The following is a 26,083-nucleotide window of genomic DNA, read 5'->3' on the forward strand; positions in this document are numbered from 1 at the left end:
GTTGCCGAATCCGTCCGGCCCCGGCTCCCGGGGCTGTTCGCACCCCGAGGAGTTCGCAGTGACCAGTGCCCCCGACGTCGTCGACCTCGACATTCTCGCGACCGCGCGCGATCAGGTGCTGGAGCGCGGTGAGGGGTTGAGCCAGGAGCAGGTGCTCGAGGTGCTGCGCCTGGGCGACGACCGCCTCGAGGACCTGCTCGCCCTCGCGCACGACGTGCGGATGAAGTGGTGCGGGCCGGAGGTCGAGGTCGAGGGCATCATCAGCCTCAAGACCGGTGGCTGCCCCGAGGACTGCCACTTCTGCTCGCAGTCCGGGCTGTTCCAGTCGCCGGTGCGGGCCGCATGGCTCGACATCCCCAGCCTGGTGGAAGCCGCGAAGCAGACCGCCAAGACCGGCGCCACCGAGTTCTGCATCGTCGCCGCGGTTCGCGGGCCGGACGAGAAGCTACTGGCCCAGGTCGCCGCCGGTATCGAGGCCATCCGCAACGAGGTCGACATCCAGATCGCGTGCTCGCTCGGCATGCTCACCCAGGCACAGGTCGACCAGCTCGCCGCGATGGGTGTGCACCGCTACAACCATAACCTCGAGACCGCCGAGTCGTACTTCCCGAACGTCGTCACCACCCACACGTGGGAGGAGCGGTGGGACACGCTGCGCATGGTCCGCGAGGCCGGCATGGAGGTGTGCTGCGGCGGCATCCTCGGCATGGGGGAGAGCGTCGAGCAGCGGGCCGAGTTCGCCGCGAACCTGGCCGCGCTCGAACCGGACGAGGTGCCGCTGAACTTCTTCAACCCGCGTCCGGGCACGCCGTTCGGTGATCTCGACGTGCTGCCCGCGAGCGAGGCGCTCAAGTCGGTCGCCGCCTTCCGTCTCGCGCTGCCGCGTACGATCCTGCGCTTCGCCGGTGGCCGCGAGATCACTCTCGGCGACCTCGGAGCCAAGCAGGGCATGCTCGGCGGCATCAACGCTGTCATCGTCGGCAACTACCTGACGACTCTGGGGCGTCCGGCCGAGAGCGATCTGGACCTGCTGGTGGATCTCGAGATGCCGATCAAGGCGCTCAATGCCACCCTCTGACGCCGTGGCGGCGGGCGAGCGTTTCAACCCGTTCACCGGTCACCGCATCGTCCCCGGTGTCGACGACGCGACGCCTACCGCCGCGCAACTCGGCCTCGAGCCGCCGCGGTTCTGCGAGCAGTGTGGGCGCCGGATGATCGTGCAGGTCAGCCCCGACGGCTGGTGGGCGAAATGCTCCCGGCACGGAGTCCTCGACTCGACGTTGCTCGGTCGCAGGTAACCTCCGGTGGTGTGACGCCACCCCGACACCGCCGGCCGCGAGCCTTCGCGCGGGTCGTCGTCTTCCCGGCGGTGCTCGGCGTTCCGGTCGGGGCGATCTGGGCGCTGCTCGCTCCGGCGGTGCACATGCTCGTCGTCGCCGAGGACCGCGGCGTGGTGCTCACCACCGAGAGTCTGCATCGATTCGATGCGCTCGCGATCTTCGTCGGCATCACCATCGTGACCGGTGTGCTGTCGGCGGTCGTCGTGTGGGGGATGCGGCGCGCCCGCGGGCCCGGCGCGGTCGCCGCCCTGGTCGTCGGGTCGGCCCTCGGGGCGAGTGTGGCCGCCCTCGTCGGGTTGGGTGTGGCGCGGCTGCGCTATCCCGACGTCACCGGTCCCGCCGTCGACACTGTCATCGCGGCGGCCCCGGGCCTGTCGACGCCGCTGGTGCTCGTCGTGCAGCCTCTCGCGGCCGCTCTCGTCTACTTGCTGCTCGTGTCGCTCAGCCCCGACGACGACCTCGGTGTCGGCGACCGGGAAGACCCGCCCGTCGTCGCCGAACCGGAACCGGCGGAGGGGTTGTAGTAACTGCGTCGGGCGTCATCCCAGCGCCGAGTACGCCCGGGGAATAGCCTTTTCGGTGCGCGCGTCGAAGGCTGCGAAGGGGGTGGCGTCGACACCGCCGGCCGCGGCGCGGCTTCGTTTCCAGGTGCCGACCACACGGCCGTTCTCGACGACGGTGGGGCTGAACATGCCGTTGTTCCCGGGCTGCAGTCGCGGCTGGAACTCTCGATCGACGGCGGCGCCTCGGTCCCGGTATCCGAGTATGAACTCGTCGAAGCCGGGCAGGAGAAACACCCCCCGCGCCTGCCGGCGATGCGCCGCGAGCAGCTCGGGTGTCTCGGGCGCGAGGAAGTAGTCGACACCGTCGACCTGTATCCGTTCGAGGTGCTCGGCCGCCCGCGCAAGACCCGTTCGGGCCTGTCGGACGGTCAGTTTCGTCCACCACACGAAGTCGTCGAGTGTCGCGGGGCCGTGACTGCGGAAGTAGCGCAGCGCCCACTCACCGAGCGCGTCCTCGCCGTCGAGTTCCCTCGAATTACGGATCCAGTCGTCGAACGACACCACCCGTTGGCCCTTACCCTCGACGGGACCCAGGCACACCTGTCGGGTCAATGCCAGCGTCCACAGCAGATGCTGACCACGCTGATCGGCCGTTGCGATTCCGGCCTCCTCCCAGGCCTGCATCAATTCCGCACGACTCAGGCCACCGCCGGCAAGTGCCTCGCGAGCGATGTTGCGCGCGTTGTCGATCGCGGCGTCGTCGATGTCGAGCGCCCGGTGCCGGGCCCGGGCGCTCGACAGTGTCCGGGGGCCTGTGAGCGCGAGCATCCACGAGAGGTCCTCGGCGGCGACGAAGTGCAGGGTGCCCCGCATCGGCCACGACCGCACCACCTCGCCGGTGTTCAGCGCGTCGAGCATCGATGCGCGGCCTCCGGCGCCGGACCGCAGGACGATCGACGTGAGCGCACCGGGGAAGTCCTGCGCCTGCGCGGCGGTGAGCCAGCGCACGGTGTCGGCCGCCGAAGCGAATCCCGGACCGGCGATTCGCTGGGCAACCACGCGCATCAGGGCCAACTCCCGGAGCGTTGTCATGCGAGGAATCTAGCGCCGCGGACCGACAGTACAAGGGCGCGGGCCCCCACGGCTCGCGGGTCCGTGGGCGCCGTCGCGCTCGTGTCACGCCTGACGATCGCGTCTCCCGGCTGTCCACGCCGAGGCGAATCCGATGCACGCCAGTGTCACACATCCGGCGACCACCACGGCAAAGGCAGTCGACGATCCGGAACGGTCGGCGACCATGCCGGCCATCGGGGCCCCGACCGCGTTTCCTCCGATCAGCGAGCCCGACAGGATCGTCATCTGCACCGTGCTGCGGCCGGTCGGGGTGGAATCGGCGGCGATGCGATAGATGGACACGATCACCGGACCTATACCCACACCGAGTAGGCAGAGAAGACAGGCGAGTACGGCACCGGACTCGACGAGCGGCAGCATCGCCGACAACGCCACCGACCACACGGCCCCCGCGATCCACCGGGCGTGCAAACCGATCCGCTGCGAGACGGCGACCATACCCAGCGACGCCGCCCCCGACCCGATGCCGAACCCCGCATAGATGAATCCTGCACCCTGCGTGGAACCTTGTTCACCCGCGAAGGCCACCACCGAGGTCGACAATGCGCCGAGCAGTGATCCGATCGTCACCATGCCCAGCACGAGAAGGACCTGGTTCGCGCGGAGGAACTCGCGTACGGACGCAACCTCGGTGTGGGGTGTGCGGGCCGCGGCGGCCGCCACCCGGGCGCTCGGGTGCACCGCGAACAGGGTCCCGAATACCAATGTCAGTGCCGCACAGACGACGAGCGGTGCCGCTGGAGCGAGAACCGCGAGCACGCCGATCAGGACGGGACCGAAAACGAACGTCAATTCGTCGGCGAGGGTTTCGTAACTGAAGGCGGCGCCCTGCACCCGCGAACGATCTTCCGTCACCTTGCGGACGATCAGGGCAGACCAACGAACACGCGAGAGGGGCCCGACCGGCGGGATGGTGAACCCGCACAGTGTCGCCGCTGTCAACAGCAACGCCAGGCTCTGCCCGTGGGCAGTCACCAGCGTCGCGCCCACGAGAAGGGTATTCACCGCCGCCAATGCGAGCACGAGGCGCCGCTGGCCGAATCGGTCGGCGCACGCACCCGCCACGGCTGTCCCCAACGCGGCACCGGTGGCGTAACACCCCGCGGCCACGCCACCCTGAGAGTAGGAATCACGAACCAGCGCAACATAACTGCTGATTCCCAGCGTCAGCATCGCGAAGGGCAGCCTCGCGAGTAGTCCGATCGGAACGAACGACCATCCGGCTGCAGCGCCGAGTTGAACGAAGGGGTTGGGTACGCCCCGCACAGTGGTATTTGGTGAGACTCGAATCGACACAGATCTTCCGTTACATGGGGTCGCCGAAGCGATTGTGCTGACGACCCACCAATCCTCGTCAACACCCGGACCCAATGCTTAGGGGTCGGAAACGACCCCGGACATAACTGCGTGCACAGCGACAATACAGGGCACATCGGTGCCCCCGTGTGGCATGGCCGCTCCGGTCGGCCGAGGCACTGAGGTTGCCGGTCCGGCGGACCCGACCATTCCACGGGCCTGCGTGGTGTGGCTCAAGTTTCGGCTGCCGAGGATGGGCCTGTGGAAGTCAGCTACCCGAATCGACCGTACCGCGCACGGGGGCGGCCCAGCTGGACAGCAGCTTCAGACGTTCCTCGTCCACACTGCCCGGCTCGGCCGTGTAGATCGACAGGTCGTGCCAGGCCCGCTTGCCGGTGGGCAGGTCGAGCGACTGGTAGGTCAGCTCGATCTCGCCTGCCTCGGGATGCTGCAGGCGTTTGGTGCCCTCGTGGCGGATGCGAATGTCGTGGGAGGCCCAGTACGCACTGAACTCTGCGCTGGCCGTGGAAAGCTCGCCGACGAGTTCGCGCAACGCCCTGTCATAGGGTTCGCGGCCGGCCTCGGCGCGCAGCAGGGCGACGGTGGCGGCGGCCCCGGACTCCCAGTCGACGAAGAAGTCCTTGGCCGCCTCGTCGAGGAAGTGGAACCGCGCGAAGTTCGCCGTCCCGTCCAACGTGGTCGGGCTGGCGAACATGGGGGCGTGCAGCGCGCGTCCGAGGGCGTTGGAGCCGATCACGTCGAGGCGCCCGTTGCGCACGAACGCGGCAGACATGGTGATCGAGTCGAGCATCCACTGCACCTGCGGCGCGAGTGGGATCTCGCGGCGACGGACGGCCTTACGGTGCTGCGGCTTGGCGGCGCGGCCGAGGTCGTGGAGGTAGGTCCGCTCGTCGTCGTCGAGGCGTAGGGCGACGGCAACAGCATCGAGTACCTCTTCGGAGACCCCGCCGATGTGGCCCTTCTCCAAGCGGGTGTACCACTCGGTGCTGACCCCGGCGAGGACGGCGACCTCCTCGCGACGCAGGCCTGGGACGCGGCGTCGTGCACTGGTGGGCAGTCCGACCATGTCGGGTGTGAGCTTCGCGCGCCGGCTGGCGAGGAAGCCGCGGATGTCGGCGCGGTTGTCCATGTCGAAAGCGTAGAAGCGATCCTCCGCGTGATGGGGGTCGATCGTGTACCCCCTGTGAACCCGACCTTCCCGTCTTCCGCGGGGAGGCCTGGAGTGGAGGACGCACCCATGCCATCCCTTCGACGACAGAGGTCCCACGCATGTCTCCCGCAACCTCGACGACATCTCCCGGCCCGTCCGCGCCGCCCGTCTCCCTCCATTCGTCCCGACCCCGCCTGCCGCTGGTCGTCTACGTCCTCGCCGTGGGCACGTTCCTGATGCTCACCACCGAGTTCGTCGTCGCCGGAATCCTGCCGGAGATCGCCGTCGATCTGGGTGTCTCGTTGGGCCGAGCAGGCTCGTTGATCACGGTGTTCGCCATCGGCATGGTCGTCGGCGCGCCTCTGATGACGCTGTTGACGATGCGGATGTCGAAGAAGCTGACGCTGGTCCTCGCGCTTCTCGTGTTCGTCGCCGGACACGTCTTCGTCGCGCTCGGCACGGACCTGGCGACGGCGAAGACCGCCCGGTTCGTCACGGCACTGGCGACCGGGGCGTTCTGGGCGGTGTCCACGGTGGTCGCGGCGCAGGCAGCCGGTCCCTCCATGGGAGCGCGGGCAGTGGGCATCGTCGGGGCCGGCGGATCCCTCGCCACGGTCCTCGGCGTGCCGATCGGTGCCTTGCTGGCCCAGCACATCGGGTGGCGCGGCACGTTCTGGGCGCTCGGCGGCGCCGCCACCGTCGCGGTGTTCTTCATCGCCCGGCTGGTCCCGGCCGACGCTCCGCGGCGGAAGTCGTCGTCCTCCGTGCTGTCCGAGCTCGCGGACCTACGGTCGGGCCGCCTCTGGCTCGTGCTGGCTGCGTGCCTGACCACGTGCGGCGGCGTTCTCGCGACCTACTCGTTCATCGCGCCCGTCCTCACCGACCAGGCCGGGGTGCCGTCGTCACTGGTGCCGCTGGTACTGACCGGATTCGGTATCGGCTCCTTCGTCGGCACCCTGACCGGTGGCCGCCTGGGCGACTCCCATCCCCACGTGGTGACCATCGTGACTCCGGCGGTGACCACGGTGGTCCTGCTCGCGATGGCGCTGTCGACCGGCTCGGCATGGATCACCGTCGCACTGGTCGTCGTGCTGGGTCTGTTCGGCCTCAGCGCCAACATGGTCCTGATCCATCTCGCCGTCGGTTTCGCGGGACGGGCCGCGACGCTCGGGTCCGGTCTCAGCGTCGCCGCGTTCAATGCCGGTACGGCCATCGGCACGGCGATTGCCGGTACCGCCCTCGCCACGCCGCTGGGTCTCGCAGGGCCGGCGACTGTCGGGACCGCCATCGTCGCACTCACTCTCGTCCCGACCATCGTGCTCGGGCTGGTGAGCCGCGCCGACGAACGCCACTGTGAAGGCGAACGATCCCACCGGCGAGAACTTCGACGCTCGGGGACATGATCCGGCGATCTGTCGGTCCGATCACGGGGCGCGGGACCGTGAGACGTCAGGCGTGGTTCGCGCCGCGGCCGGTGCCGCACTGTCGTTTCCGAAGATGCGGCGGGATCAACCGGGTCAGGACGCGCTGGGCACCGGCACGCCATTCCACTCGCTGCACGTGAGCGTGCCGTCCGGATGCAGTCGGGCCTTGACGATGCCGGTGTTGTCGAGAGGGTGGGAAACCGCGAAATCGGCGGTGATCTCGTTGCTGCAGGTCGCGGGAAGCATCACGCCGTAGATGCCGCCGTGAGCAACCACGACGGCGGTGCCGTGGTCGTTGCGGTGCTGCCGGAGGAAGCCCTCCCACCATGTGTTCCAGCGTGCCTCGACCGCACGATAGCCTTCGCCCCCGAAATCGTTGTCGCGTTCCTCGCCGCTGATCCACAGCTTCACGATGTTGCTGTAATAGGCGGCCTGCTCGGCCGGCGGGAGATCGGCGGGAGCCTTGAACGCAATTTCGCGAAGGTTTTCGTCCGCGAGCACCGGTACGTCGTGGTCGGATGCTACGTCGTCGCCGGTCTGGAATGCGCGCAGCATCATCGAGGTGTGCACGGCATTGACGGGCGCCCCCTCGAGGCTCTCGGCCAACGCGGCGGCCTGTTCGATGCCCAGCGGGGACAGTTCCTCCTCCGGTTGTGGATACGTGCTGTGGCCGTGGCGCACGAATAGCACGTCATACCCGGCCGCGGGGTCGACTGATGCAGAACCCGTGCCGATAGGCCACGAGACACTCGAGTTGTTGCCCGGCTGAGCAGCCGCTACCGAACCGGAGGCGAGTGGGAGCGAAACGAGAACGGCGCCTACAGCGGCCACGGCGGTGTGAAGTCGGAGTCGGCGAGACATGGAACCTCCAGATCGTCATGGATGAGGGACCGCCTAGACGTCGTGTGCCAGACGTCGGGGCGGCTTCCCCAGCATGAACACCGAGAATGTTGTGACGAATACGACATCCCGTCGGGTGGGAACTACTCGCGCATCCAATCCCGTTTGTGCGAGCGGTAATTGCGGAAAGCTGAACGGCCTCAGGGAACGCGATCGGTAAAGATCATCGTGACGTCCTCGGCAACCTCGACTTTTTGGGCAGCCCCCGGCTCTCACCCGCTACCCGAGCTGGGCCCTCGTTCTGCTGCGTCCCACCGTCCTGGACCGTGTGGGGACTCGTGGAGTGGTCGCTACCCAAGGGCTGTGTCGGCGTCGCGGCTGCGCGTCCGTGCAGCACGAGCGCGTACACGAGAGCGGTGAATGCCATGGTGGTGACGATCGCGCGCACGATGTTCCAGGTGACCCAACGGGATTCGAAGTGCGCACGCGCGACGGAGGGATCCGTGAGGTGTTCGCCGGCCCGGGCGAGTTCGTCGTTGAGGGGCACGTTGACGATGCCGGTGATCACGAACATGGCCAGATAGAGCACGAGTGCGGCGATGATCCAGGGAAGCACGCCATTGCCGGATCGCAGGTGCAACAGCAGTGCCGCCGCAGTGAGCAGGAGCCCACCGACAAAGCAGAACATGAACCAGCCGTTGAGTATCGCCACGTTGATCTTCTGCATCGCCTCGACGAAGGTGTGATCGTCGGAGCGGCTGAGCCCCGGCATGACCGCGTAGGCGAAGCCCGCGAACAGTCCTGCCACGAGCCCACTCGTGAGGCACGCACCGAACAGCGCAAGCGCCTGGAGAAGCTTGATGTTCATGCCGGTCACCCCACGTTCCAGATGCCGGTCGCGGCGGTGTGCGTGGCGAATTCGGTGAAGTCGACCGGAGCTCGACCGAGGGCACGGTGGACGCCGTCGCTCGGCGCCGCGTTGCGTCCGTCGAGCACAATGGTGAACAGGTACATCAACAGCTCGATCACGTCGCCCGGGACCTGCTCGGCGGCGAGTGCGTCCGCGTAGTCCGCGGCGGATACCTCGACGTAGTCGATCTCGCGTCCCGCGGCGTCGCCGACGGCGGCGACAGCCTCGGCGAAGGTGAGCGCCCGTGGGCCGGTCAGTTCGTAGACCTCGCCGACGTGTCCCGGTCGGGTGAGCGCCGCGACGGCGACGTCGGCGATGTCGTCCGCGTCGACGAACGGCTCGGGAGTGGTGCCTGCGGGAAGGAACACCCGGCCGTCGAGTACCGGGGCCAGGAGGTAACTCTCGCTGAAGTTCTGGCTGAACCAGCTCGAGCGCAGAATGGTCGCATCGGCACCCGAAGCTGTCAGCGCCTTCTCGCAGGTGCGGGCCTTCATCTCGCCTCGGCCGGAGAGCATCACCAGACGCTGCGCGCCCCGATCCACTGCGAGTTCGGCGAACGAGGCTATCGCCGCGGCCGCGCCGGGGGCGGCCAGGTCCGGGTAGTAGGAGACGTAGACGGCTTTCATGCCGTCGAGGGCGGGCTCCCAGGTCTGTGGGTCTTCCCAGTCGAACGGAACTCCGCCGGCGCGAGTCCCGATGCGCACGGGCAGGTCCAACCCGGTCAGTCGTTGTGCGACGCGTCGACCCGTCTTTCCGGTGCCGCCGAGGACGAGCGTCGGTGAGGTCGGATTGTGCTCGGTCATGTGACGCCCCTTGCTGATCGGAGTTCGTCGTCCCGTCCACGATCTGTCGGGGTCGCCGAGCGAACAACGGCTGTTCCGGCAAGGATCGTTAACCTGGGGGTAGACGAACGGAGGCGGTGCATGGAGCGGCGTGACATCGAGATCTTCCTGACGCTGGCAGAGGAACTGCATTTCGGCCGCACCGCCGAGCGCTTGCACGTGTCCACGGCGCGGGTCAGTCAGACCGTCAAGACGCTCGAGCGCCGCATCGGAACCTTGCTGTTCGAGCGGACCAGCCGGCGGGTGGTACTGACTCCGATCGGTCGTCGGCTCGAGGAGGATCTGCGGCCGGCGTATCAGCAGATCCACGACGGAATCGCTCGGGCGGTCGCGGCCGGGCGCGGACTCGACGGTGTACTGCGGGTGGGTTTCGTCGGCACGGCCATCGGTCAGCTGGTACTCGAGATCGCGAATGTCTTCCATGCGCGCCACCCCCGGTGCCGTGTGCAGATCCGGGAGAGCCACTACAGCGACGGGGTCGGTTTGCTGGCGGCCGACGAGGTCGACGTCCTCGTCGCCGCAGCCGATACCCGCCACATCCGTGACTTGGACCAGAGCCCGGTGTTGCTGCGCGAGCCATCCGTCCTCGCGGTCTCCGCTCGACATCCGCTCGCTCGTCGCGAATCAGTCACCCTCGACGATCTTGCTCGGGCAAAGGTGTTGTGCCCTCGCGGTTTACCCGACGAGGTCGATGAGGTGGCGGTGCCGGCGGCCACTCCGGGCGGCGTGGTGATCGAGCGCGGCCCCGACTTCGGCACGGTGCAGGAGATGCTGGCTCTCGTCGGTGCGGGGCAGGGGGTCTTCCCGGTCCCCGCACACGCCGCGCGGTACGACTCCCGACCGGACGTCGTCTACCTGCCCATCCGGGACGGCCTGCCCTTCGAATGGCGGTTGATCTGGCGAGCGGCCGTCACCACGAACCGGATCCGCGCCTTTTCCGAAGCCGCCCGGCACTACCTGACTGCCGGAGTCAACCCACTGCTGGAGCGGTGATTCGAGTTCAGTTGCTACGCCACACGTCCGGCTCGGCGTCCCGCGCATTCCGCAACCCCGTCACCGCGCTGCCTGTGTTGACACGTCCGCAGCGACCCGGCCCAGATGTGAAAACGTCAGCGACTCTGTACGGCGACGACGGTCGCTGCGACGACGAGCAGCGACAGATAAGCCCAGCTGTGCACGATGTCGGGGATCTTCGGAGGCCGTCGTCGAAGCTGGATGACGACCGGAATCGCGCCGGCCAGAAGCGCGAGCGCCGACGCGACATCGACTGTTCCGACGAGGCCGGGTGCCGAGTCGACGCGACTGCCGAATGCGAACGCCACCACCATCGCCGGAGTCGCGATCGCGATGGTCAGCGGGTTGGCCAACGAGGTCGCCACGCCCATCTCCAGCCCGGAACGCCGCATCATCGGCACGGTCATCACACTGCCGCCCACTCCGAGGAAGGCGGCGATCCAACCTATCGGGATTCCCCAGCCGTCCGGAAGCGGGCGTTCCTTCGTCCTCGTCGGTCGTCGCACGGCCCCGCGTCCGGGTAGGAAACCGGGCCGGAGCAGCAGGTCGACAACCGTGATGCCGCAATAGATTACGAAGCCCCAGCGCGGCACGACATCGGGCACGAACAACGCCCCGACCGCGCCGGCCGTGCCCCCGACGGCGAGCAGAACGAACAACGGTAGCCGACCGCGGAGTCGGGACAGGATGGCCCGCCGGGTCGCCGCGGTCGCGACAACTGCATTCAGAACCATGACAAGCGCTGACGTTGCGATCGCGATGCGCAGTGCATCAGACCCTCGCTCAGCGTCGACCAGCAGGATGATCGGGACGGTGACGAAGCCTCCGCCGAAGCCGAACAGGACCGTCGTCACGCCGACAGCGCAACCCACGAAGAAGAGAACCAGCAGGGACACGTTCCATCCCACCGCGTGCCGACGGGGGCGGGCAATCGATCTTTGCGCACTTTCTTTCGCATTCTCGCCACTAGGGTGGTGCCATGCACAACATCCGCCTCGACGACGTCGACCACCTCCCGGTCGATGTGCTCCCGATCGGGACGGACTATCCGCCGGATCATCGGCTGCCCCGCCACGCGCATCGCCGGGCACAGCTGCTGTACGGCGCGAAGGGGGTGATGCAGGTCGAGACCGACGCGGGGGCATGGACGGTCCCGCCTGATCGCGCCGTCCTCATCCCGCCGGGTGTCGTGCACCAGGTACTGATGGACGACGTCACGACCTGGAGCCTCTACATCGAACCGGATGCAGCGCCGTGGTGGCCGGCGAACTGCATGGTCGCCGAAATCGGCTCTCTGTTGCGCGAGCTCCTGCGCACGGCGAACGGCTTTGCTGTCGATTACGCCGTCACCGGGCGCGACGGCGCGGTGATCGACCTCGTGCTGCACGAACTGCGACGCCTGACACCGATGGCACTGTCCATCACGCTGCCGCGCGACGAACCCCTCCGGTCGTTGTGTCGTGACTACCTCGCGGCCCCGGACCTCGCCGTGACCAATGAAACCTGGGCGCGGGCGGTGAATCACAGCGCCCGGACGTTCGACCGCAAGTTCCGCGCGCAGACCGCCGCCAGCCCCGCAGCCTGGAGGGCTCGCGCCAGGCTCCTGGCGAGTCTTCGACTGCTACCCGGTCACACCGTCACCGACGTCTCGTCCCGAGTTGGTTATGCGTCCCCGGCAGCGTTCACCGCGGCGTTCACGCGAGCGTTCGGAGCACCCCCGTCGCGCTACATGTGACATCGAGCGCTTCGCCGCCACGGGGGATGCAGACGCGTGAGTCCCAGCGGCGGCGGGGATGCGGGATCGTGGACCGGCGCGACGGCCGGACGGCCTCGCGTGCCGGTCAGCTCGCGGAGTTCAGCGCGCCGGCGAGGCCGAGGAGGACGAGACTCCCGAAAGCCCAGCTGGCAAAGCCGGCAATGTTCTCGACCAGTGTGAACTCGGATAACGAACCCATAGTTGACTCCTTCAAGTGATCGTCGGTGCACGGCGCATTCTGCCGGATGACGAAGTGAAGTCGGCCGTCAAGTGTGGGGCGTGTCGCGGGCGCCGATGCTGCTCGTGGTGGAGACGGCGCCCGCGCGGACTACGGGCTGAGGCTGTCGTACTCGAACAATCGCTCGTCCTGCGGCCGCGAGAGCGACATCCAGTACGAGCGCTCCCTGCTTCCCATGAAGGCGAGTCGGAACCGGAAGAGGGTGAGAGTGAGGACCCTGGCGGGTTGACTGCTCATGGTTTCCTCCCTTGCTGGCGAGTCGAGTCCTTGTCGATCAGGTACCAGCCTCGTACGGCGGTGGCGGTGACACGACCGCACTATTACCCGTTCGCATACCTGGGTATGTGTACCCGGGTGCCGACTTCCGGCCGGGCGGCCGATCGAGTGATCCGTGACGCGCGAAGACCCCGCACCAGGGGGTAGCGCGGGGCCTCACGTGCGCCATCGAGGGCGCACCACTAAACATACCGTCGGTAGGTTTGTTTGGGGCGGCAACGCGCCCGTCGGATCGGGGCGGTGCGCGCCGAAGATCGCCCCGGTCGGGGATTCACGTGCTGCGATCAGTCACCTGTTGTTGCGACTGCAGCGGAAACGACTTCGCGTAGGCATCGACGATCTCCTGCCCGGTACTACTGCCGATCGTCTGCATGAAGGTGTCCGTCGCTGCGCGAATACCCTGCGGGCCTGCGGTCCGGAAGGGAGTCAGGTCCAGCGGTGGGAGGATCTGCACCGTCACGCGGCGTCGCCACCGTGTGGAGGAATCCCTGTCGGCGGTCCCTGTGATCGCGACCGGGAGGACCGGTGCGCCCGTCTCCATCGCAACGCGCACCGCGCCGGTTCGGCCGCGGTAGAGGCGGCCGTCCGGGGACCGGGTCCCTTCCGGGTGGATTCCCCACACCCCGCCTGCCGCGATGATCCGAGCCGCCGCGTCGATAGCCGGCGCTGCCGACGCGCCGCCTCTGCGATCGACCGGTATCTGGCCCAGTGCCGAGAAGAAGCACCGTTGGAGGGCTCCGATCACGCCGGGGCGGTCGAAGTACTCGGCCTTCGCGAGGAACGAAGTCGGGCGGCGGGCCGCCAGCGTCAGATAGAACGAGTCGAGGACCGCCAGATGATTCGCCGCGAGGATGACAGGGCCTCGACGAGGCACATGTTCGCGGCCGGAGATCCTCGGTCGTCCCAGGAGCAGTAGCGCGGGTCCGATCAGGAGGTATCGGCACGCCAGGTATGCGAGGCGATGAGAGACGGGCACAGACACTGTCTACATCGACATGGGAGACACTGTCTACGTGACGATCGAAGGAACGCGCGAAGCCCTGGTTCGGGCAGGGGTCGAACTGCTCGAGGAAACGGGCGACTCCGACGTGGGTCTGCGCGCGATCGCGCGCCGTGCCGGCGTCTCGCACGGCGCTCCACGACGCTGGTTCCCGACGCATCGAAGCCTGCTCGCGGCCATTGCCGAGGTGGGGTTGGCTGATCTCGCGGCCACGCTCGCCGAGGCCGCCGATCGGGCGGGGAGCGATCTGGCGGCGGTGGCCGAGGCCTACGTCGAGTTCGCCGTGTCGAGGCCGGCGATGTTCACGCTGGTGTTCCGGCACGATCTGCTCGAGGGCTCCGGCGCCGAGCTGCGGACCGTGTCGCAGCCGCTGTTCGGGTGGCTCGTCGACATGGTCGAACGGGAGATGTCGAATGGGGACGCGCGGGAGGCCGCGGCGGCGCTGTGGGTCGGCGTGCACGGCATCGCGGTGCTGGCAGCCACGGGCTCACTCGAACTCGCCGCCGGGGGAGTCGACCGGCGGCAGCTGATCGCGATCGTTGTGCGAAACAGTCTGGCGCCCCGGTGATTCCGGTCAGACCGGCGGGCGCAGCGCTGCGAACTCGTCCGTCACCCGGAGCTCCGAGTCGGTGAAGCGGTACAGCGCGGCCGGCCTTCCGCCGGTCCGCCCCGAACGCGCGGTGTTCCCGGTGGCGGTGATGACGCCGCGCCGGGTGAGCACTCGCTGCAGATTGGTGGTGTCGACCTGGTAGCCGAGAGCGGCGCAGTAGATTTCGCGAAGTGTGGACATCGTGAACTCGTCGGGGGCGAGGGCGAACGCGATGTTGGTGTAGGAGAGCTTCGCGGCCAGTCGGGTGCGGGCGTGTTCGACGACCGTTCCGTGGTCGAACGACATCTGCGGCAGTGCGGAGACCGGATGCCATGCGGTGTCGGCCGGGATCTGCGGATCGGCGGGGAGGGGGACCAGCCCCAGATAGGTCGACGCGATGCGGCGATCGCCCGGCACGCGCTGCGGATCGCTGAACACCGACAGCTGTTCGAGGTGGGCCACCTCGCGGACGTCGACCTTCTCGGCGAGCTGGCGCCGCGCGGACGTCTCGAGGTCCTCGTCGTCGCCGAGGGTGCCGCCGGGCAGTGACCACGTTCCCTTCTGGGGATCGAGCGCGCGCTGCCACAGCAGCACCATCAGCTCGTCGGTGCGACACGCGTGGGGTCCGTGATGGCCGTCACCTGCGGCGATGGTTCGCGCCGCCGGGCGAACCTGGAACACCGCGGTGAGCACTTCGTGGACGGTGCTACCATGTGGCATGTTTTCGATCCTAAGTCGAAAACCTCGATTTCGGAAATTCGGGCCAGCCCGCCCGGGTTGTAGTGACGGAGCCGTCGAAGAGGCTTCGAAAGAAGGAGTGGCCATGACCTCCACGTTGTGGGCGGGTGCAGGACAGATCGTGGACGGCCCCGGTGGGTACACCGGCGTCGAGGGTGGGCCCGAGTGGGCTGCGGAAGTGCGCCGCCTGGCGAAGGAACGCAACGCCACGATCCTGGCGCACAACTATCAGCTGCCCGAGATCCAGGACGTGGCCGACCACGTCGGTGACTCGCTGGCGCTCTCGCGCATCGCCGCCGAGGCGGAAGAGGGCACGATCGTGTTCTGCGGCGTCCACTTCATGGCCGAGACCGCCAAGATCCTCAGCCCCGAGAAGACCGTGCTGATCCCGGACGAGCGAGCCGGCTGCTCGCTCGCCGACTCGATCACCGCCGATCAGCTCCGCGAGTGGAAGGCCGAGCACCCCGACGCGCTGGTGGTGTCGTACGTCAACACCACCGCCGAGGTGAAGGGCCTGACCGACATCTGCTGCACGTCGTCCAACGCGGTCGACGTCGTCGCGTCGATCGACCCGGACCGTGAGGTGCTGTTCCTGCCCGACCAGTTCCTCGGTGCACACGTCAAGCGCGTGACCGGACGCGAGAACATGCACATCTGGGCCGGCGAATGCCACGTGCACGCCGGCATCAACGGTGACGAGCTGACGGCGAAGTCGAAGAGCCACCCGGACGCCGAACTGTTCGTCCACCCCGAGTGCGGTTGTGCCACGTCGGCGCTGTACCTCGCGGGCGAGGGTTTCGTTCCCGAGGACAAGGTGAAGATCCTCTCGACCGGCGGCATGCTCGACGCGGCCCGTGAGACGGGCGCCAAGCAGGTCCTCGTCGCCACCGAGGTGGGCATGCTCCATCAGCTGCGCAAGGCTGCGCCGGGCGTCGACTTCCAGGCCGTCAACGATCGTGCGTCGTGCCCGTACATGAAGATGATCACGCCGGCCGCGCTGCTGCGCTGCCTCGTCGAGGGCAAGGACGAGGTCCATGTCGCTCCGGACGTCGCCGAGCGTGCTCGAAAGTCCGTGCAGCGCATGATCGAGATCGGAAACCCTGGCGGCGGCGAGTAATGGTCGCCGGACCCGGGGGTGACGGCGTCGTGTGGGAGGCACGCGCCGACGTCGTGATCGTCGGGGGCGGGGTCGCGGGTCTGACGGCCGCGCGAGTGGCAGCGGAGCGTGGCCTGCAGGTCCTCGTGGTGAGCAAGGGCGGGCCCACCGACACGGCGACGCAGTACGCGCAGGGCGGCATCGCGGTGGTGGGCGACCCGCGGACCGATTCGGTCGACTCGCACACCGGAGACACCTGTGTCGCGGGTGTGGGCCTGTGCGACGAGGCCGCGGTCCGCTCCATCGTGTCGGCCGGTCGGGAGGCGTTCGCGGCGCTGACCGCGTTGGGGGCGGTGTTCGACGTCGGCGCCGACGGCGCCGTCGCCCGCACCCGCGAGGGTGGCCACAGCACTCGGCGCATCGTCCACGCGGGCGGCGACGCGACGGGCGCCGAGGTGCAGCGGGCACTGAATGCGGCCGGGATGCCGGTGCTCTTCGGCGCGTCGGCCGCGCGGGTCACCACCGGCCCGGACGGCGTGACCGGACTGATCGTGTTGTCGGACAGGGGGCTCGGTGTCGTCCATACGCCCTCCGTCGTGCTCGCGACCGGCGGGTTGGGTCAGCTGTACTCGTGCAGCACCAATCCGTCCGGCGCTACGGGCGACGGCATCGCCCTCGCTCTCGAGGCGGGAGCCGCTGTGGCCGATCTCGAGTTCGTCCAGTTCCACCCCACCGTGCTGTTTGCACCCGGAGGTGTGGGTCGGCGCCCCCTCATCAGCGAGGCCGTGCGCGGTGAGGGCGCCCGGCTCGTCGACGCGGAGGGACGCTCGGTCACCGACGGCGTGCACGCGCAGGGCGATCTCGCGCCGCGTGACGTCGTGTCGCGCGCGATCGCGCGGCGCCTGCGCGACAGCGGCACCGACCACGTCTATCTCGATGCCCGGCACCTGACGGGCTTCGCGTCGCGGTTCCCCACCGTGACCGCGTCATGCCTCGCGGCCGGAATCGACCCGTCCGAACAGCTCATCCCGGTGGCGCCCGCGGCGCACTACTCGTGCGGCGGTGTCGTCACAGACGTGCACGGGCGTACCGCGGTGTCCGGCCTGTTCGCGGCCGGTGAGGTCGCTCGCACCGGTTTGCACGGTGCCAACCGCCTCGCCTCGAACAGCCTTCTCGAGGGGCTCGTGGTGGGGGAGCGGGTCGGCCACGCGGTCACCGAGCGCGCCGCCCTGACGGTCGAGGCCACCGACCTGCTGCTGCCGTTCCGGCGGCGGGAGCCCCGCGAGACGGTGCAGGCACTCATGACGGCGCACGCCTCCGTCGTCCGCGACGGCGACGGACTTGCTTCCGCGGCTGCCGAACTGGGCCGCAGCGGCGTCGCCGTCGCGGGCAACGGGGTGGCGCTGGAGGACACCGCACTCACGGTCGCCGCGTCGGCACTCGTCATGGCGGCGTCCGTCCGCCGGGAGAGCCGCGGCTGCCACACCCGTACCGACTACCCGGACACGTCCGACGCGTTCCGCCGCAGCATCGAGGTGCGGATCGGCCGCGACGGTGAACTCGAAGTACCCGAACTGGAATCGACAGGAGCACGATGAGCACGCTGGACCGACTCGATCCGCAGGAGACGCTCGCGCTGGTGCGCACCGCCCTCGACGAGGACCTGCGCTACGGCCCCGACATCACGTCGGTCGCGACGGTGCCCGAGGGCGCCGTGGCGAAGGCGGCCGTCGTGACGCGTTCGGTCGGCACCGTCGCCGGGATCGACGTGGGTCTGGCTGTGCTCGACGAGGTGATCGGCGCCGGCAACTACGAGGTACTCGGCCGCGTCGCCGACGGTGCACGGGTGCAGCCCGGCGACGCGGTGCTCACCGTGAACGCACCCACGCGCGGACTGCTCACCGCCGAGCGGACGATGCTCAACCTGATGTGCCACCTGTCGGGCATCGCCACCGCGACGTCGGCGTGGGTCGATGCCGTGGACGGCACGGACTGCAAGATCCGGGACAGTCGCAAGACCCTTCCCGGTCTCCGCGGCCTGCAGAAGTACGCGGTGCGGGTCGGCGGCGGTGTGAACCATCGGCTGGGTCTCGGTGATGCCGCGCTCATCAAGGACAATCACGTCGCCGCAGCGGGTTCCGTCGTCGCCGCGCTGCGCGCGGTGCGGGCCGTCGCACCCGACATCGAGTGCGAGGTGGAGGTCGACGATCTCACCCAGCTCGACGAGGTGCTCGCCGAGGGCGTCGAACTCGTTCTGCTGGACAACTTCCCGCTGTGGCAGACGCAGATCGCGGTGCAGCGTCGCGACACGGTCTCGCCCACGACGAAGCTGGAGTCGTCCGGCGGGCTCACCATCGACGTCGCTGCGGACTACGCCGCGACCGGCGTCGACTATCTGGCGGTCGGCGCGTTGACGCACTCGGTCACCGTGCTCGACCTCGGCCTGGACATGTAGCGCGCCGTGTCGCACGTGATGCTGCTGCTGGCGCACCCCCGCCCGGACAGCTACTGCCACGCGATCGCGGACCGGATCCGGTCGGTGCTGACCGGATCCGGCCACGACGTTCGTTTCCACGACCTGTACGCAGAGGCCTTCGATCCCATCGTCTCCGCCGAGGAGGCTTACACGACAGGGGAGTCGGTCGAGTCCTACCTGGCCCGTGAATCCGATTCCGTCGTCGGTCGGCATCGCACCGAACTGCGGGACGCTCGCGGGCTCGTCGTCGTCCACCCCAATTGGTGGGGTAAGCCGCCGGCCATCCTGGCCGGATGGATGGACCGTGTGGTGGTGCCCGGGGTGGCATACCGGCTTCCCGACGCGACCGGTGAACCCGAGAGTCTCCTCGCGATCGAACGGATGCTCGTGGTCAACACGTCCGACACCACTGCCGAACGTGAGCAGTCGGTGTTCGGTGACCCTCTCGAGGCGATCTGGGGACGGTGCGTCGCTCCGTATCTCGGTGAGCCGTCCTTCGTCCGGCGTGTTCTGCGGCCCGTGACCGATGCGACGCCGGTCGAGCGGAGTGCGTGGCTCGACGAGATCGGGCATCTGACGAGCACGATCTTCCAGAACTGACACGTCACCGGCATCCGCCGTTGATCGTCACCGTGTCGTGCGTCCTGCCTCACAGTTGATCTTGAACCATCCTTAGCCGGGCGAAATGTCTGATAAGACTCAGTGTGTCGGGGAGTCCATGGAGGAATCGGCGGAGGAGTCATGTGGCGCAGCAAAGTTCGGCGGGGGCCGTGTCCGGCGACGGTTCCCCGACGGGGCCGTCGTCCGGTCGGCTAGGTTTCGCGGCGATGCCACCGCCGCGGTTGTCCGTGACGGTCCAGCCGCGCGACGATCTGTACGCGGTGCTCGACTCGGTGGTGGCGAGGAATGTTCCGGGCAGGGTCTTGATCAGTGCGGCGGCGGGCACCGGGAAGACCGTCCTGGTCGCCGACTGGCTCGGGCGGACCGCCGCTGACCCGGAAGTCGCCTGGGTGGCACTCGGGCCCGACGACAACGATGCGGATCGGTTGCAGCGGACGCTCACCGGTGTGTGGGAGCGCTCGAACACCATCGCTGGTCCGGTCGTCGTGGTCCTCGACGACGCCCACGAGATCCGCGACGACATCGCGCTCGGGGTGCTCTCGGAGTTCGTGGAGTCCGCACCGGTGAACTCGACGGTCGTCGTCGCGTGCCGGAGCACTCCGGAACTGCAGTTCGCCCGCTACGCGCTCGAGGGCACTCTCACCTGGATCGGCTGGGAAGAACTCGCGCTCGACGGTGTTGCGGTCGCCGCGATCGTCGCGGAGTACGGGCACTCGCTCGACGATTCCGATCTCGCCGCGCTTCTCGCCTTCACCCGTGGGTGGGCGGCGCCGGTGCGCCTCGCCGCGATCCGACTCGGTGCCTACGAGGAGCCGCGCGCCGCCATCGCGGACATGACCTGCTATCCGCAGCAGGTCTCCGAGTACGTCGTCGAGGCGACCCTGGGAGAGCTCCCCGAGTATCTCGTCCGGTTCATCGAGTCGACGAGCATCGTCGAGTTCTTCGACACCGATCTCGCGGAGCAACTCGACGAGGCCAACGTGGACCGGGTGGTGCGCGATCGGGAGCGCTTCGGTGTGCCTGTCGTCCGGTGCTCGTCGGACACCACCGCGGTTCGCTACGGGTGGCATCCGCTGATCCGGGCGCACGCCGGCGCCGTCGTTCGACGTCGCGACCCGGAAAGAGTGGTCCGGTTGCACCGCATCGCCGCTCGCTGGTTCCTCGACGCGCGCGCACCACTTGTCGCGCTCGAACATCTGATCGCAGTCGGTGACGAACAGGCGATCGAGGAGTTCGTTCTCCACCACGGCCCCACTGTGGTCTTCGACGGCAACTCGGAGGCGCTGTGGGACCTCCTCGGCACCCGGTACGGAGATCTGCCGGGAGTGCGGCACCTGCGGGCGCTCGCCGCGGTCGAACAGAACTACCCGGACGCCGCTCGGGCGTACCTGGGAACCCGGGATTCGAGGCGGGGTGCCGACAGGCTTGCCCCTGCTACCACCGTGTTCGCGGCGGCTCTGGCCGTCGAGATCGCGGTGATCAGCGGAGCAAAGATGCCGAAGGAGGTGCTCCCGGAGTTCGAGGCGTCCGGCGGAACCGGCAGTGTCGATCTGGATTGCTACGTCGCCCTACAGCATTCGGCGGCGCGGATGTTCCTCGGCGATCTGGGCGCGAGTGAGCGACTGCTCCGGCGAGCGCTCACCCTCGGTGAGCTCGGGGCCCACCCCCGGCTCGTCTTACGCAGTCTCTCGAGGCTTTCGGTGCTGTCGGGGGTGCGAGGTGACCTCGCAACGATGAATGTGCGGGCGGTGCGCGCTCTGGAATACGCTGTGGCGCAGGAGCTCACCGATCGGATCGACGCCTTCCAGAGCGCGGCGGCGGTGTGCATGGACACGTACGTCCGGGCCGAGCAGTTGGCCGACGACAGCCCGGTCCACGCGCTGTCGCTCGCGTCGCCCCGACGTGCCCGGCCCGACGGCACGAGCGTGCCGGTCTCGGGTGGACACGCAGAGGTGGCGTTCGCGCTCCTGCAGGCCAGGCGCTACCCGCGCCCCACGATCGCGGAAGCCGACACCGTCGGGCACGCGATGATCGGACTGCTCGGTCGCGGACCACAGGCGGGGTTGAGCAATGCGTTCGTGACGCTGGCGATGGCAGTGCTGCTGGATGCGGGGCGTACGAACACGGCCGCTCAACTGATCGAGAAGACGAGCGCCGTTTTCGGAGAAATCCCCGACGTGGTGGTGGCGCGCGCGATGGTGGAGTTGCACGTCGGCCGGACCGGCACCGCGGGAGAACTGCTCGGGTCGGTTCGCGACCTGACGCTGCACCCGGCGCTCGCTGTCCGCGCCTGGCTGCTGGACGCGGTGGTGGCGAACCGTGAACGCCGCTCGGCCGACGCCGCCGTATCACTGACGCGCGCACTCGAACTGGCCGAGCCGAATCGGATCGTGTCCCCGTTCCTCGACTGCGCCGGCGACGCGGCCGAGATGCTGGTGGCGATTCCGCCCGGCGGAGAGCACACCCACGAGTTCGTCCTGCACGTCAGGGCGAAGCTGCTCGACGCGAATGCCGGACGCAACCCGGGGCTCACCCGCACCGAGAAGGTCGTGCTCGCGGAACTCGCGACCGGCAAGCAGTTGCGAGAGATCGCGCGCGGACTGCACGTGTCCCTCAACACCGTTCGGACCCACACCCGCAACCTGTACCGGAAGCTGGAGGCGAGCAGCCGCGCCGAGGCGGTGGACGAAGCGATGCGCCGAGGGCTGCTCTGACGATCGCGGATGTCGGCCGGGTTCGGGTCAGGCTGCCGCGGGAACGGGTACGGAAGCCTGTTTGCGCAGATGCTCGAGGGACTGTCGCAACAGCCGGGAAACGTGCATCTGAGACAGGCCGACCTGCTCGGCGATCTCGGACTGGGACATCTGGTGAAAGTAGCGCAGCCACAGCAAGGTGCGCTGGCGCTCGTCGAGCGTAACCATCAGCCGGCTGAGCTCGTGCCGGTGTTCGACCCGCGAAAGACCCGCATCGCATTCTCCGAGGGCGTCGATTCGCGCGACCGTGCTGTCGGAGGGGGAGCTGTCGAGGGACTCGCACGAATAGAGCTCGCCGATCTGCTCGGCTTCGGTCGCTTCCTCCAGCGTCATCCCCAACGATGCCGCGACTTCCTCGAGTCCGACTTTCCGCCCGAGTTCGGTGGTGAGGGATTCCGTCCTGTTGCGTACCGCCAGGTGGCGTTCCTGGAGTCGGCGGGGCACGTGGGTGGACCAGGTGAAGTCGCGGAAGTACTTTCGGATCTCGCCGCGTACCGAGGTGACGGCGTAGGGCACGAAGTCGGTACCGCGGCAGGGGTCGTACCGGCGGGCGGCGCCAACGAGAGCGAGCGCCGCGACCTGACGGAGTTCCCCGGTCGGAACGCCTCGGTTCCGGTAACGGGCGGCCACGCGGTAGGCCATCGGAAGGGCCGCGACACATAGTTGCTCGACGAGGCGTTCGCGTTCCGCATCCGCGGTCTCGGCCGACGAGAGGGCTGTACGAAGTTCGCGGACACACCGGCGCAGCTGCTCGTCACACTCGTCGCGGGAGTCTTCGTGGTGGTTGAGGAGGGAGCTCATCGCACATCCTGTTCTCGGTGAGGGGCAGGTCGGGCGTGTGGGGGATCGGGGTGCTCTTCCGGACCCCTCGGTGGTGGAGGATTAGTCGGTCGGCTGTAGGACAAAATCTATACCCGCTCAGAGAGATTTGCAGCGCGGTTCGGAAAAGCGGAGTGGGTGGTCCCGTGGGCTTCCCGGCGGGCTCCGGGCAATTCGACCCGGCCGGTTTCGGGGCGATCGGGCGCCGAGCAGCGAAGTATCCGACGAGTTGGACGCTGGTACGACTCGGCTGGTCAGCATCGTCGGAAGGAGTCGGCGTTCGGTGCCGTGTCCTGTGTCGATGCTCGGGCGCGGCCATGCGGCCGAATCGGCGGTCGGTTCGGCGGCAGATGGGCACGTCGCGAAGCTGCGAGATGTCTTCCGGAGAAAATTTGATGCATTGGGTATAGATTCTCTATGTGTTGGGCAACCTCGTATCGGAGCATTCGAGAAGGAGGAACCAATGTCCGATCGCGTCGTCATCGCCGCAGGCCGGTCGGTTCGGGGCAGCGTGTCGCACGAGGCCTCGACCGGATCCGTAGCGGCATGGGCCTTGGTTCTCGGCACCCTTGCGGCGCTGCCGGGCCTGGTCGCGCTCGGCGTGGGCCTGGCCGTCGCAGACGTCCTCGTGGTGTCCGCTGTCACCTGCGGTGCGCTCGCTGCGGCAGCGGCCATGGTGGGCGGATTTCCGCGAGAGCGAGAGAACGTCCGCCGTTCGCTGCAGAGGTGACGTACCCGATCAGTTCGATGGGAAGGGATGCATACCGTGAGTAGTGCCGACAGGAGTGGTCGTGGAACGGACCGGCGGGAGTCGCCGGCGGGTCCCGACGTCGTCAGGTATCCCGATCCGAGTCCGCTCGACGGGTGGTGGGCGCGTGTGGTTGCCCCCCGCCCGCCCCGTCGCTGAATCTTCCGTCCCCGAACGGGCCCAGCCGATGACGGCGCCCTCGAAAATGTAGAAACTCCACCGGAATCGGCACCGCTTCTCCGGCGCGGTGCGTTCCGGATGATTGCCGCGGCTGCCCCGCATGTCCGATTCGCTCGTCGTCGTGGAGTCCGCAACCGCCACCGACGAGTCACCAGACCTCGATTGTCTCCGACGAACAGGAAGGAATGATTCGTTGTCCACGAACGAATTCGACGTTCCGGGCGCACCCAGCGCCCTCACCCCCGAGAAGTCCGAGCCGACGACGGGGCCGGTTCCCCGACTCACGAAGGAGGACCAGTCGGGCCCGGACCGGATCTCGCCGACCGGCGGCGCCGATGGCGATCGCCGTCAGCAGGGCGAGACCCTGACGACCGCGCAAGGCGCTCGACTCGGCGATACCGATCATTCCCTCAAGGCGGGCCCGCGGGGTCCGGTCCTACTGCAGGACCACCACTTCCGCGAGAAGATCACCCATTTCGACCACGAGCGCATCCCCGAGCGGGTGGTCCACGCGCGCGGTGCCGCAGCGCACGGTGTGTTTCGCGCAAACGGAGCCGCGGAGAACATCACGTCCGCAGCCTTCCTTCGCAAGGATGTCGAAACGCCGGTGTTCGTGCGCTTCTCGACGGTGCTCGGCTCCCGTGGATCGGCGGACACCGTCCGCGACACTCGTGGCTTCGCGACGAAGTTCTACACCGACGAGGGGACGTTCGATCTCGTCGGCAACAACATCCCGGTGTTCTTCATCCAGGATGCGATCAAGTTCCCGGACATCATCCACGCCGGGAAGCCGCACCCCGATCGCGAGATCCCGCAGGCGCAGAGCGCGCACGACACGTTCTGGGATTTCGTCACCCTGCATACCGAGGCCACCGCTCACACGATGTGGAACATGTCGGACAGGGGCATCCCGCGGTCCTACCGGATGATGGAAGGCTTCGGTGTCCACACCTTCCGACTGGTCGACGGTGATGGCAAGACCAATCTGGTGAAGTTCCACTGGAAGCCGCGCCTCGGTGTCCATTCCCTGGTGTGGGAGGAGGCTCAGATCGCCGCCGGCGTGGATCCGGACTTCCATCGGCGGGATCTCGCCGACGCGATCGAGAGCGGCGCGTACCCGGAGTGGACGCTCGGCGTCCAGGTGTTCCCGGACACGCCGGAGCAGGAGTTCGAGGGGATCGACCTGCTGGATCCGACGAAGTTCGTTCCGGAGGAGCTGGCCCCGGTGCAGCCGATCGGCGTCATGACGCTGACCTCCAACCCCACCAACTTCTTCGCCGAGACCGAGCAGGTCGCGTTCCATCCCGGCCACCTTGTGCCGGGCATCGACGTCACCGACGACCCGCTGCTGCAGGGTCGGCTCTTCTCGTACCTCGACACGCAGCTCAGTCGGCTCGGGGGGCCCAACTTCGGGCAGCTTCCGATCAACCGCCCGCACGCGCCGGTCAACGACATGCTGCGTGACGGTATGCATCAGACGGCGGTCCACGACGGTGTCGCGCCCTACAAGCCGAACAGTCTCGACGGCGGGTGCCCGTTCACGGCCGCCCCGGGAGCCGGTTTCGTCGACGTGCCGGTGCCGATCGAGTCGACCACCAAGCAGCGGACCAAGCCGAGTTCGTTCGACGACCACTTCAGCCAGGCGCGCCTGTTCTACGCGAGCCTGTCCGAGGTGGAGCAGCAGCATCTCGCTGCGGCCTACTCGTTCGAGCTCGGCAAGTGCTACGAGCAGCCGATCAAGGAGCGCGCACTCGAGGTGCTCGCCCGCGTCGACGCCACCCTGTGCGAGCAGGTCGCCGCATCGCTGGGGCTGCCGGTTCCATCGGTCGACGACGCCGAGTCGGATCGTCCGGCGCCGAGCGCGGCACTTTCACAGATCGGCCAGGAGTGGCCGGTCGAGGGACGTAACGTGGCGGTCGTCGTGGACGAGGGCACTTCCGCGGACTCTCTCGACGCCGCTCTCGAGGCGCTCGGCGGCCACGGCATCGTCCCGTTGGTGACAGCCCCGCACGGCGGCAAGCTGGCGCTCGGTGACAGCACCGTCACGGTTTCCAGGACGTACGACACCGCCCGGTCCATCGAGTTCGACGCAGTCGTCGCGCTGACCACCGAGTCCGACGCCCGGGTGGCCCGCCTCCTCGACGAGGCCTTCCGGCACGGTAAGGCCATCGGGGCGGACCAGGCCGGAGCGGCGAGCCTGTCGCCGGCCGACCGTGAGAAGCCGGGTGTGCACGTGGACGACGATGTGCGTGAGGTCGCCGGTCGCGTCGTCGAGTTGCTCCGGTCCCACCGGGTCTGGCAGCGGTAGCAGCGGAGGCG

25 protein-coding genes are annotated in these 26,083 nt (G+C 68.3%); 14 read left to right on the forward strand and 11 right to left on the reverse strand.

Translation table 11 applies throughout. From position 1 onward, the window contains the following. Positions 1-58: 58 nt before the first annotated feature. Genes bioB through ABEU20_RS03205 form a run of 3 tightly spaced genes read left to right on the forward strand, consistent with a single transcriptional unit; the run spans position 59 to position 1,864 of the window. Entirely contained in the window at positions 59-1,078 is a 1,020-nt protein-coding gene (bioB, locus tag ABEU20_RS03195) for a biotin synthase BioB (RefSeq protein WP_420162917.1), read from the forward strand. Continuing rightward, entirely contained in the window at positions 1,065-1,298 is a 234-nt protein-coding gene (gene bsaP / locus ABEU20_RS03200; protein WP_420162918.1) for a biotin synthase auxiliary protein BsaP, read from the forward strand. The genes bioB and bsaP overlap by 14 nt, the downstream gene beginning before the upstream one ends. 11 nt (positions 1,299-1,309) lie before the next feature. Then, complete coding sequence (locus ABEU20_RS03205) at positions 1,310-1,864, forward strand: DUF2567 domain-containing protein (RefSeq protein ID WP_420162919.1); 555 nt, start codon at positions 1,310-1,312, stop codon at positions 1,862-1,864. 15 nt (positions 1,865-1,879) lie between these two features. Here ABEU20_RS03205 and ABEU20_RS03210 read toward each other — a convergent pair whose 3' ends face one another. The 3 genes from ABEU20_RS03210 to ABEU20_RS03220 form a co-directional block, all read right to left on the reverse strand. Beyond that, positions 1,880-2,935, reverse strand: a complete 1,056-nt coding sequence (locus ABEU20_RS03210; protein ID WP_420162920.1) for a winged helix DNA-binding domain-containing protein — start codon at positions 2,933-2,935, stop codon at positions 1,880-1,882. 84 nt (positions 2,936-3,019) lie between these two features. Then, a complete protein-coding gene (locus tag ABEU20_RS03215; protein ID WP_420162921.1) occupies positions 3,020-4,273 on the reverse strand; it encodes an MFS transporter in 1,254 nt (417 codons plus the stop codon). Between the two features lie 268 nt (positions 4,274-4,541). After that, on the reverse strand, positions 4,542-5,423 hold the full coding sequence (locus ABEU20_RS03220) for a helix-turn-helix transcriptional regulator (protein WP_420162922.1): 882 nt from the start codon (positions 5,421-5,423) through the stop codon (positions 4,542-4,544). 140 nt (positions 5,424-5,563) lie between these two features. Here ABEU20_RS03220 and ABEU20_RS03225 point away from each other — a divergent pair, with 140 nt between their 5' ends. Continuing rightward, positions 5,564-6,847, forward strand: coding sequence for an MFS transporter (locus ABEU20_RS03225; protein WP_420162923.1), 1,284 nt, complete (start codon positions 5,564-5,566; stop codon positions 6,845-6,847). Between the two features lie 114 nt (positions 6,848-6,961). Here ABEU20_RS03225 and ABEU20_RS03230 read toward each other — a convergent pair whose 3' ends face one another. From ABEU20_RS03230 to ABEU20_RS03240, 3 genes are all read right to left on the reverse strand, one after another. Further along, positions 6,962-7,729 (reverse strand): histidine phosphatase family protein, encoded by a 768-nt coding sequence (locus ABEU20_RS03230; RefSeq protein WP_420162924.1) that lies wholly within the window; start codon positions 7,727-7,729, stop codon positions 6,962-6,964. A gap of 202 nt (positions 7,730-7,931) precedes the next feature. Then, complete coding sequence (locus tag ABEU20_RS03235) at positions 7,932-8,576, reverse strand: anthrone oxygenase family protein (RefSeq protein ID WP_420162925.1); 645 nt, start codon at positions 8,574-8,576, stop codon at positions 7,932-7,934. Positions 8,577-8,581: 5 nt separating this feature from the next. Next, a complete protein-coding gene (locus ABEU20_RS03240) occupies positions 8,582-9,421 on the reverse strand; it encodes an SDR family oxidoreductase (protein ID WP_420162926.1) in 840 nt (279 codons plus the stop codon). 120 nt (positions 9,422-9,541) lie between these two features. Here ABEU20_RS03240 and ABEU20_RS03245 point away from each other — a divergent pair, with 120 nt between their 5' ends. After that, positions 9,542-10,453, forward strand: a complete 912-nt coding sequence (locus ABEU20_RS03245; RefSeq protein ID WP_420162927.1) for a LysR family transcriptional regulator — start codon at positions 9,542-9,544, stop codon at positions 10,451-10,453. A 116-nt stretch (positions 10,454-10,569) separates the two neighbouring features. On the opposite strand, the gene ABEU20_RS03250 is transcribed toward ABEU20_RS03245, so the two are convergent. Further along, positions 10,570-11,364, reverse strand: coding sequence for a sulfite exporter TauE/SafE family protein (locus tag ABEU20_RS03250; protein WP_420163138.1), 795 nt, complete (start codon positions 11,362-11,364; stop codon positions 10,570-10,572). An 89-nt stretch (positions 11,365-11,453) separates the two neighbouring features. On the opposite strand from ABEU20_RS03250, the gene ABEU20_RS03255 reads away from it, so the two are divergent. Further along, positions 11,454-12,209: a helix-turn-helix domain-containing protein gene (locus ABEU20_RS03255; RefSeq protein ID WP_420162928.1), complete on the forward strand. Its 756-nt coding sequence runs from the start codon at positions 11,454-11,456 to the stop codon at positions 12,207-12,209. Positions 12,210-12,558: 349 nt separating this feature from the next. On the opposite strand, the gene ABEU20_RS03260 is transcribed toward ABEU20_RS03255, so the two are convergent. Together ABEU20_RS03260 and ABEU20_RS03265 are read right to left on the reverse strand one after the other, a co-directional pair. Beyond that, positions 12,559-12,705: a hypothetical protein gene (locus tag ABEU20_RS03260; RefSeq protein WP_420162929.1), complete on the reverse strand. Its 147-nt coding sequence runs from the start codon at positions 12,703-12,705 to the stop codon at positions 12,559-12,561. Positions 12,706-13,015: 310 nt separating this feature from the next. Next, complete coding sequence (locus ABEU20_RS03265; RefSeq protein WP_420162930.1) at positions 13,016-13,720, reverse strand: lysophospholipid acyltransferase family protein; 705 nt, start codon at positions 13,718-13,720, stop codon at positions 13,016-13,018. A gap of 37 nt (positions 13,721-13,757) precedes the next feature. On the opposite strand from ABEU20_RS03265, the gene ABEU20_RS03270 reads away from it, so the two are divergent. Further along, positions 13,758-14,312, forward strand: coding sequence for a TetR/AcrR family transcriptional regulator (locus tag ABEU20_RS03270; RefSeq protein ID WP_420162931.1), 555 nt, complete (start codon positions 13,758-13,760; stop codon positions 14,310-14,312). A gap of 6 nt (positions 14,313-14,318) precedes the next feature. On the opposite strand, the gene ABEU20_RS03275 is transcribed toward ABEU20_RS03270, so the two are convergent. Next, the gene (locus ABEU20_RS03275; RefSeq protein WP_420162932.1) at positions 14,319-15,053 is read right to left on the reverse strand and encodes an NUDIX hydrolase; all 735 of its coding nucleotides are present in this window, start codon (positions 15,051-15,053) and stop codon (positions 14,319-14,321) included. A gap of 103 nt (positions 15,054-15,156) precedes the next feature. Between ABEU20_RS03275 and nadA the strand changes: the two genes are divergently transcribed. The 5 genes from nadA to ABEU20_RS03300 all read left to right on the forward strand — a co-directional run bounded on the left by nadA (position 15,157) and on the right by ABEU20_RS03300 (position 21,978). After that, entirely contained in the window at positions 15,157-16,188 is a 1,032-nt protein-coding gene (nadA, locus tag ABEU20_RS03280) for a quinolinate synthase NadA (RefSeq protein ID WP_420162933.1), read from the forward strand. Then, entirely contained in the window at positions 16,188-17,765 is a 1,578-nt protein-coding gene (locus tag ABEU20_RS03285) for an L-aspartate oxidase (protein WP_420162934.1), read from the forward strand. The genes nadA and ABEU20_RS03285 overlap by 1 nt, the downstream gene beginning before the upstream one ends. Next, the gene (nadC, locus tag ABEU20_RS03290; protein ID WP_420162935.1) at positions 17,762-18,622 is read left to right on the forward strand and encodes a carboxylating nicotinate-nucleotide diphosphorylase; all 861 of its coding nucleotides are present in this window, start codon (positions 17,762-17,764) and stop codon (positions 18,620-18,622) included. The genes ABEU20_RS03285 and nadC overlap by 4 nt, the downstream gene beginning before the upstream one ends. A 6-nt stretch (positions 18,623-18,628) precedes the next feature. Further along, entirely contained in the window at positions 18,629-19,243 is a 615-nt protein-coding gene (locus tag ABEU20_RS03295; RefSeq protein ID WP_420162936.1) for an NAD(P)H-dependent oxidoreductase, read from the forward strand. A gap of 227 nt (positions 19,244-19,470) precedes the next feature. Beyond that, positions 19,471-21,978, forward strand: a complete 2,508-nt coding sequence (locus ABEU20_RS03300) for a LuxR C-terminal-related transcriptional regulator (protein WP_420162937.1) — start codon at positions 19,471-19,473, stop codon at positions 21,976-21,978. 27 nt (positions 21,979-22,005) lie between these two features. Here the strand turns inward: ABEU20_RS03300 and ABEU20_RS03305 are convergent, their stop codons facing one another. After that, entirely contained in the window at positions 22,006-22,818 is an 813-nt protein-coding gene (locus ABEU20_RS03305) for a sigma-70 family RNA polymerase sigma factor (RefSeq protein WP_420162938.1), read from the reverse strand. 481 nt (positions 22,819-23,299) lie between these two features. Here ABEU20_RS03305 and ABEU20_RS03310 point away from each other — a divergent pair, with 481 nt between their 5' ends. Together ABEU20_RS03310 and ABEU20_RS03315 are read left to right on the forward strand one after the other, a co-directional pair. Beyond that, positions 23,300-23,566, forward strand: coding sequence for a hypothetical protein (locus ABEU20_RS03310; RefSeq protein WP_420162939.1), 267 nt, complete (start codon positions 23,300-23,302; stop codon positions 23,564-23,566). Between the two features lie 391 nt (positions 23,567-23,957). After that, the gene (locus ABEU20_RS03315; protein ID WP_420162940.1) at positions 23,958-26,072 is read left to right on the forward strand and encodes a catalase; all 2,115 of its coding nucleotides are present in this window, start codon (positions 23,958-23,960) and stop codon (positions 26,070-26,072) included. Positions 26,073-26,083 lie beyond the last annotated feature (11 nt).

Source organism: Rhodococcus parequi, assembly GCF_046042785.1.
Taxonomy (GTDB): domain Bacteria; phylum Actinomycetota; class Actinomycetes; order Mycobacteriales; family Mycobacteriaceae; genus Prescottella; species Prescottella parequi.

What these genes read in the sequence shown, in the direction of transcription:
- ABEU20_RS03235 (WP_420162925.1), bottom strand. Translation starts at nt 8,576, where the DNA reads ATGAACATCAAGCTTCTCCAGGCGCTTGCGCTGTTCGGTGCGTGCCTC.
- ABEU20_RS03220 (WP_420162922.1), bottom strand. Translation starts at nt 5,423, where the DNA reads ATGGACAACCGCGCCGACATCCGCGGCTTCCTCGCCAGCCGGCGCGCG.
- ABEU20_RS03245 (WP_420162927.1), top strand. Translation starts at nt 9,542, where the DNA reads ATGGAGCGGCGTGACATCGAGATCTTCCTGACGCTGGCAGAGGAACTG.
- ABEU20_RS03275 (WP_420162932.1), bottom strand. Translation starts at nt 15,053, where the DNA reads ATGCCACATGGTAGCACCGTCCACGAAGTGCTCACCGCGGTGTTCCAG.
- ABEU20_RS03260 (WP_420162929.1), bottom strand. Translation starts at nt 12,705, where the DNA reads ATGAGCAGTCAACCCGCCAGGGTCCTCACTCTCACCCTCTTCCGGTTC.
- nadC (WP_420162935.1), top strand. Translation starts at nt 17,762, where the DNA reads ATGAGCACGCTGGACCGACTCGATCCGCAGGAGACGCTCGCGCTGGTG.
- ABEU20_RS03310 (WP_420162939.1), top strand. Translation starts at nt 23,300, where the DNA reads ATGTCCGATCGCGTCGTCATCGCCGCAGGCCGGTCGGTTCGGGGCAGC.
- ABEU20_RS03225 (WP_420162923.1), top strand. Translation starts at nt 5,564, where the DNA reads ATGTCTCCCGCAACCTCGACGACATCTCCCGGCCCGTCCGCGCCGCCC.
- bsaP (WP_420162918.1), top strand. Translation starts at nt 1,065, where the DNA reads ATGCCACCCTCTGACGCCGTGGCGGCGGGCGAGCGTTTCAACCCGTTC.
- ABEU20_RS03285 (WP_420162934.1), top strand. Translation starts at nt 16,188, where the DNA reads ATGGTCGCCGGACCCGGGGGTGACGGCGTCGTGTGGGAGGCACGCGCC.
- nadA (WP_420162933.1), top strand. Translation starts at nt 15,157, where the DNA reads ATGACCTCCACGTTGTGGGCGGGTGCAGGACAGATCGTGGACGGCCCC.
- ABEU20_RS03240 (WP_420162926.1), bottom strand. Translation starts at nt 9,421, where the DNA reads ATGACCGAGCACAATCCGACCTCACCGACGCTCGTCCTCGGCGGCACC.
- ABEU20_RS03300 (WP_420162937.1), top strand. Translation starts at nt 19,471, where the DNA reads ATGCCACCGCCGCGGTTGTCCGTGACGGTCCAGCCGCGCGACGATCTG.
- ABEU20_RS03255 (WP_420162928.1), top strand. Translation starts at nt 11,454, where the DNA reads ATGCACAACATCCGCCTCGACGACGTCGACCACCTCCCGGTCGATGTG.
- ABEU20_RS03305 (WP_420162938.1), bottom strand. Translation starts at nt 22,818, where the DNA reads ATGAGCTCCCTCCTCAACCACCACGAAGACTCCCGCGACGAGTGTGAC.
- ABEU20_RS03230 (WP_420162924.1), bottom strand. Translation starts at nt 7,729, where the DNA reads ATGTCTCGCCGACTCCGACTTCACACCGCCGTGGCCGCTGTAGGCGCC.
- ABEU20_RS03210 (WP_420162920.1), bottom strand. Translation starts at nt 2,935, where the DNA reads ATGACAACGCTCCGGGAGTTGGCCCTGATGCGCGTGGTTGCCCAGCGA.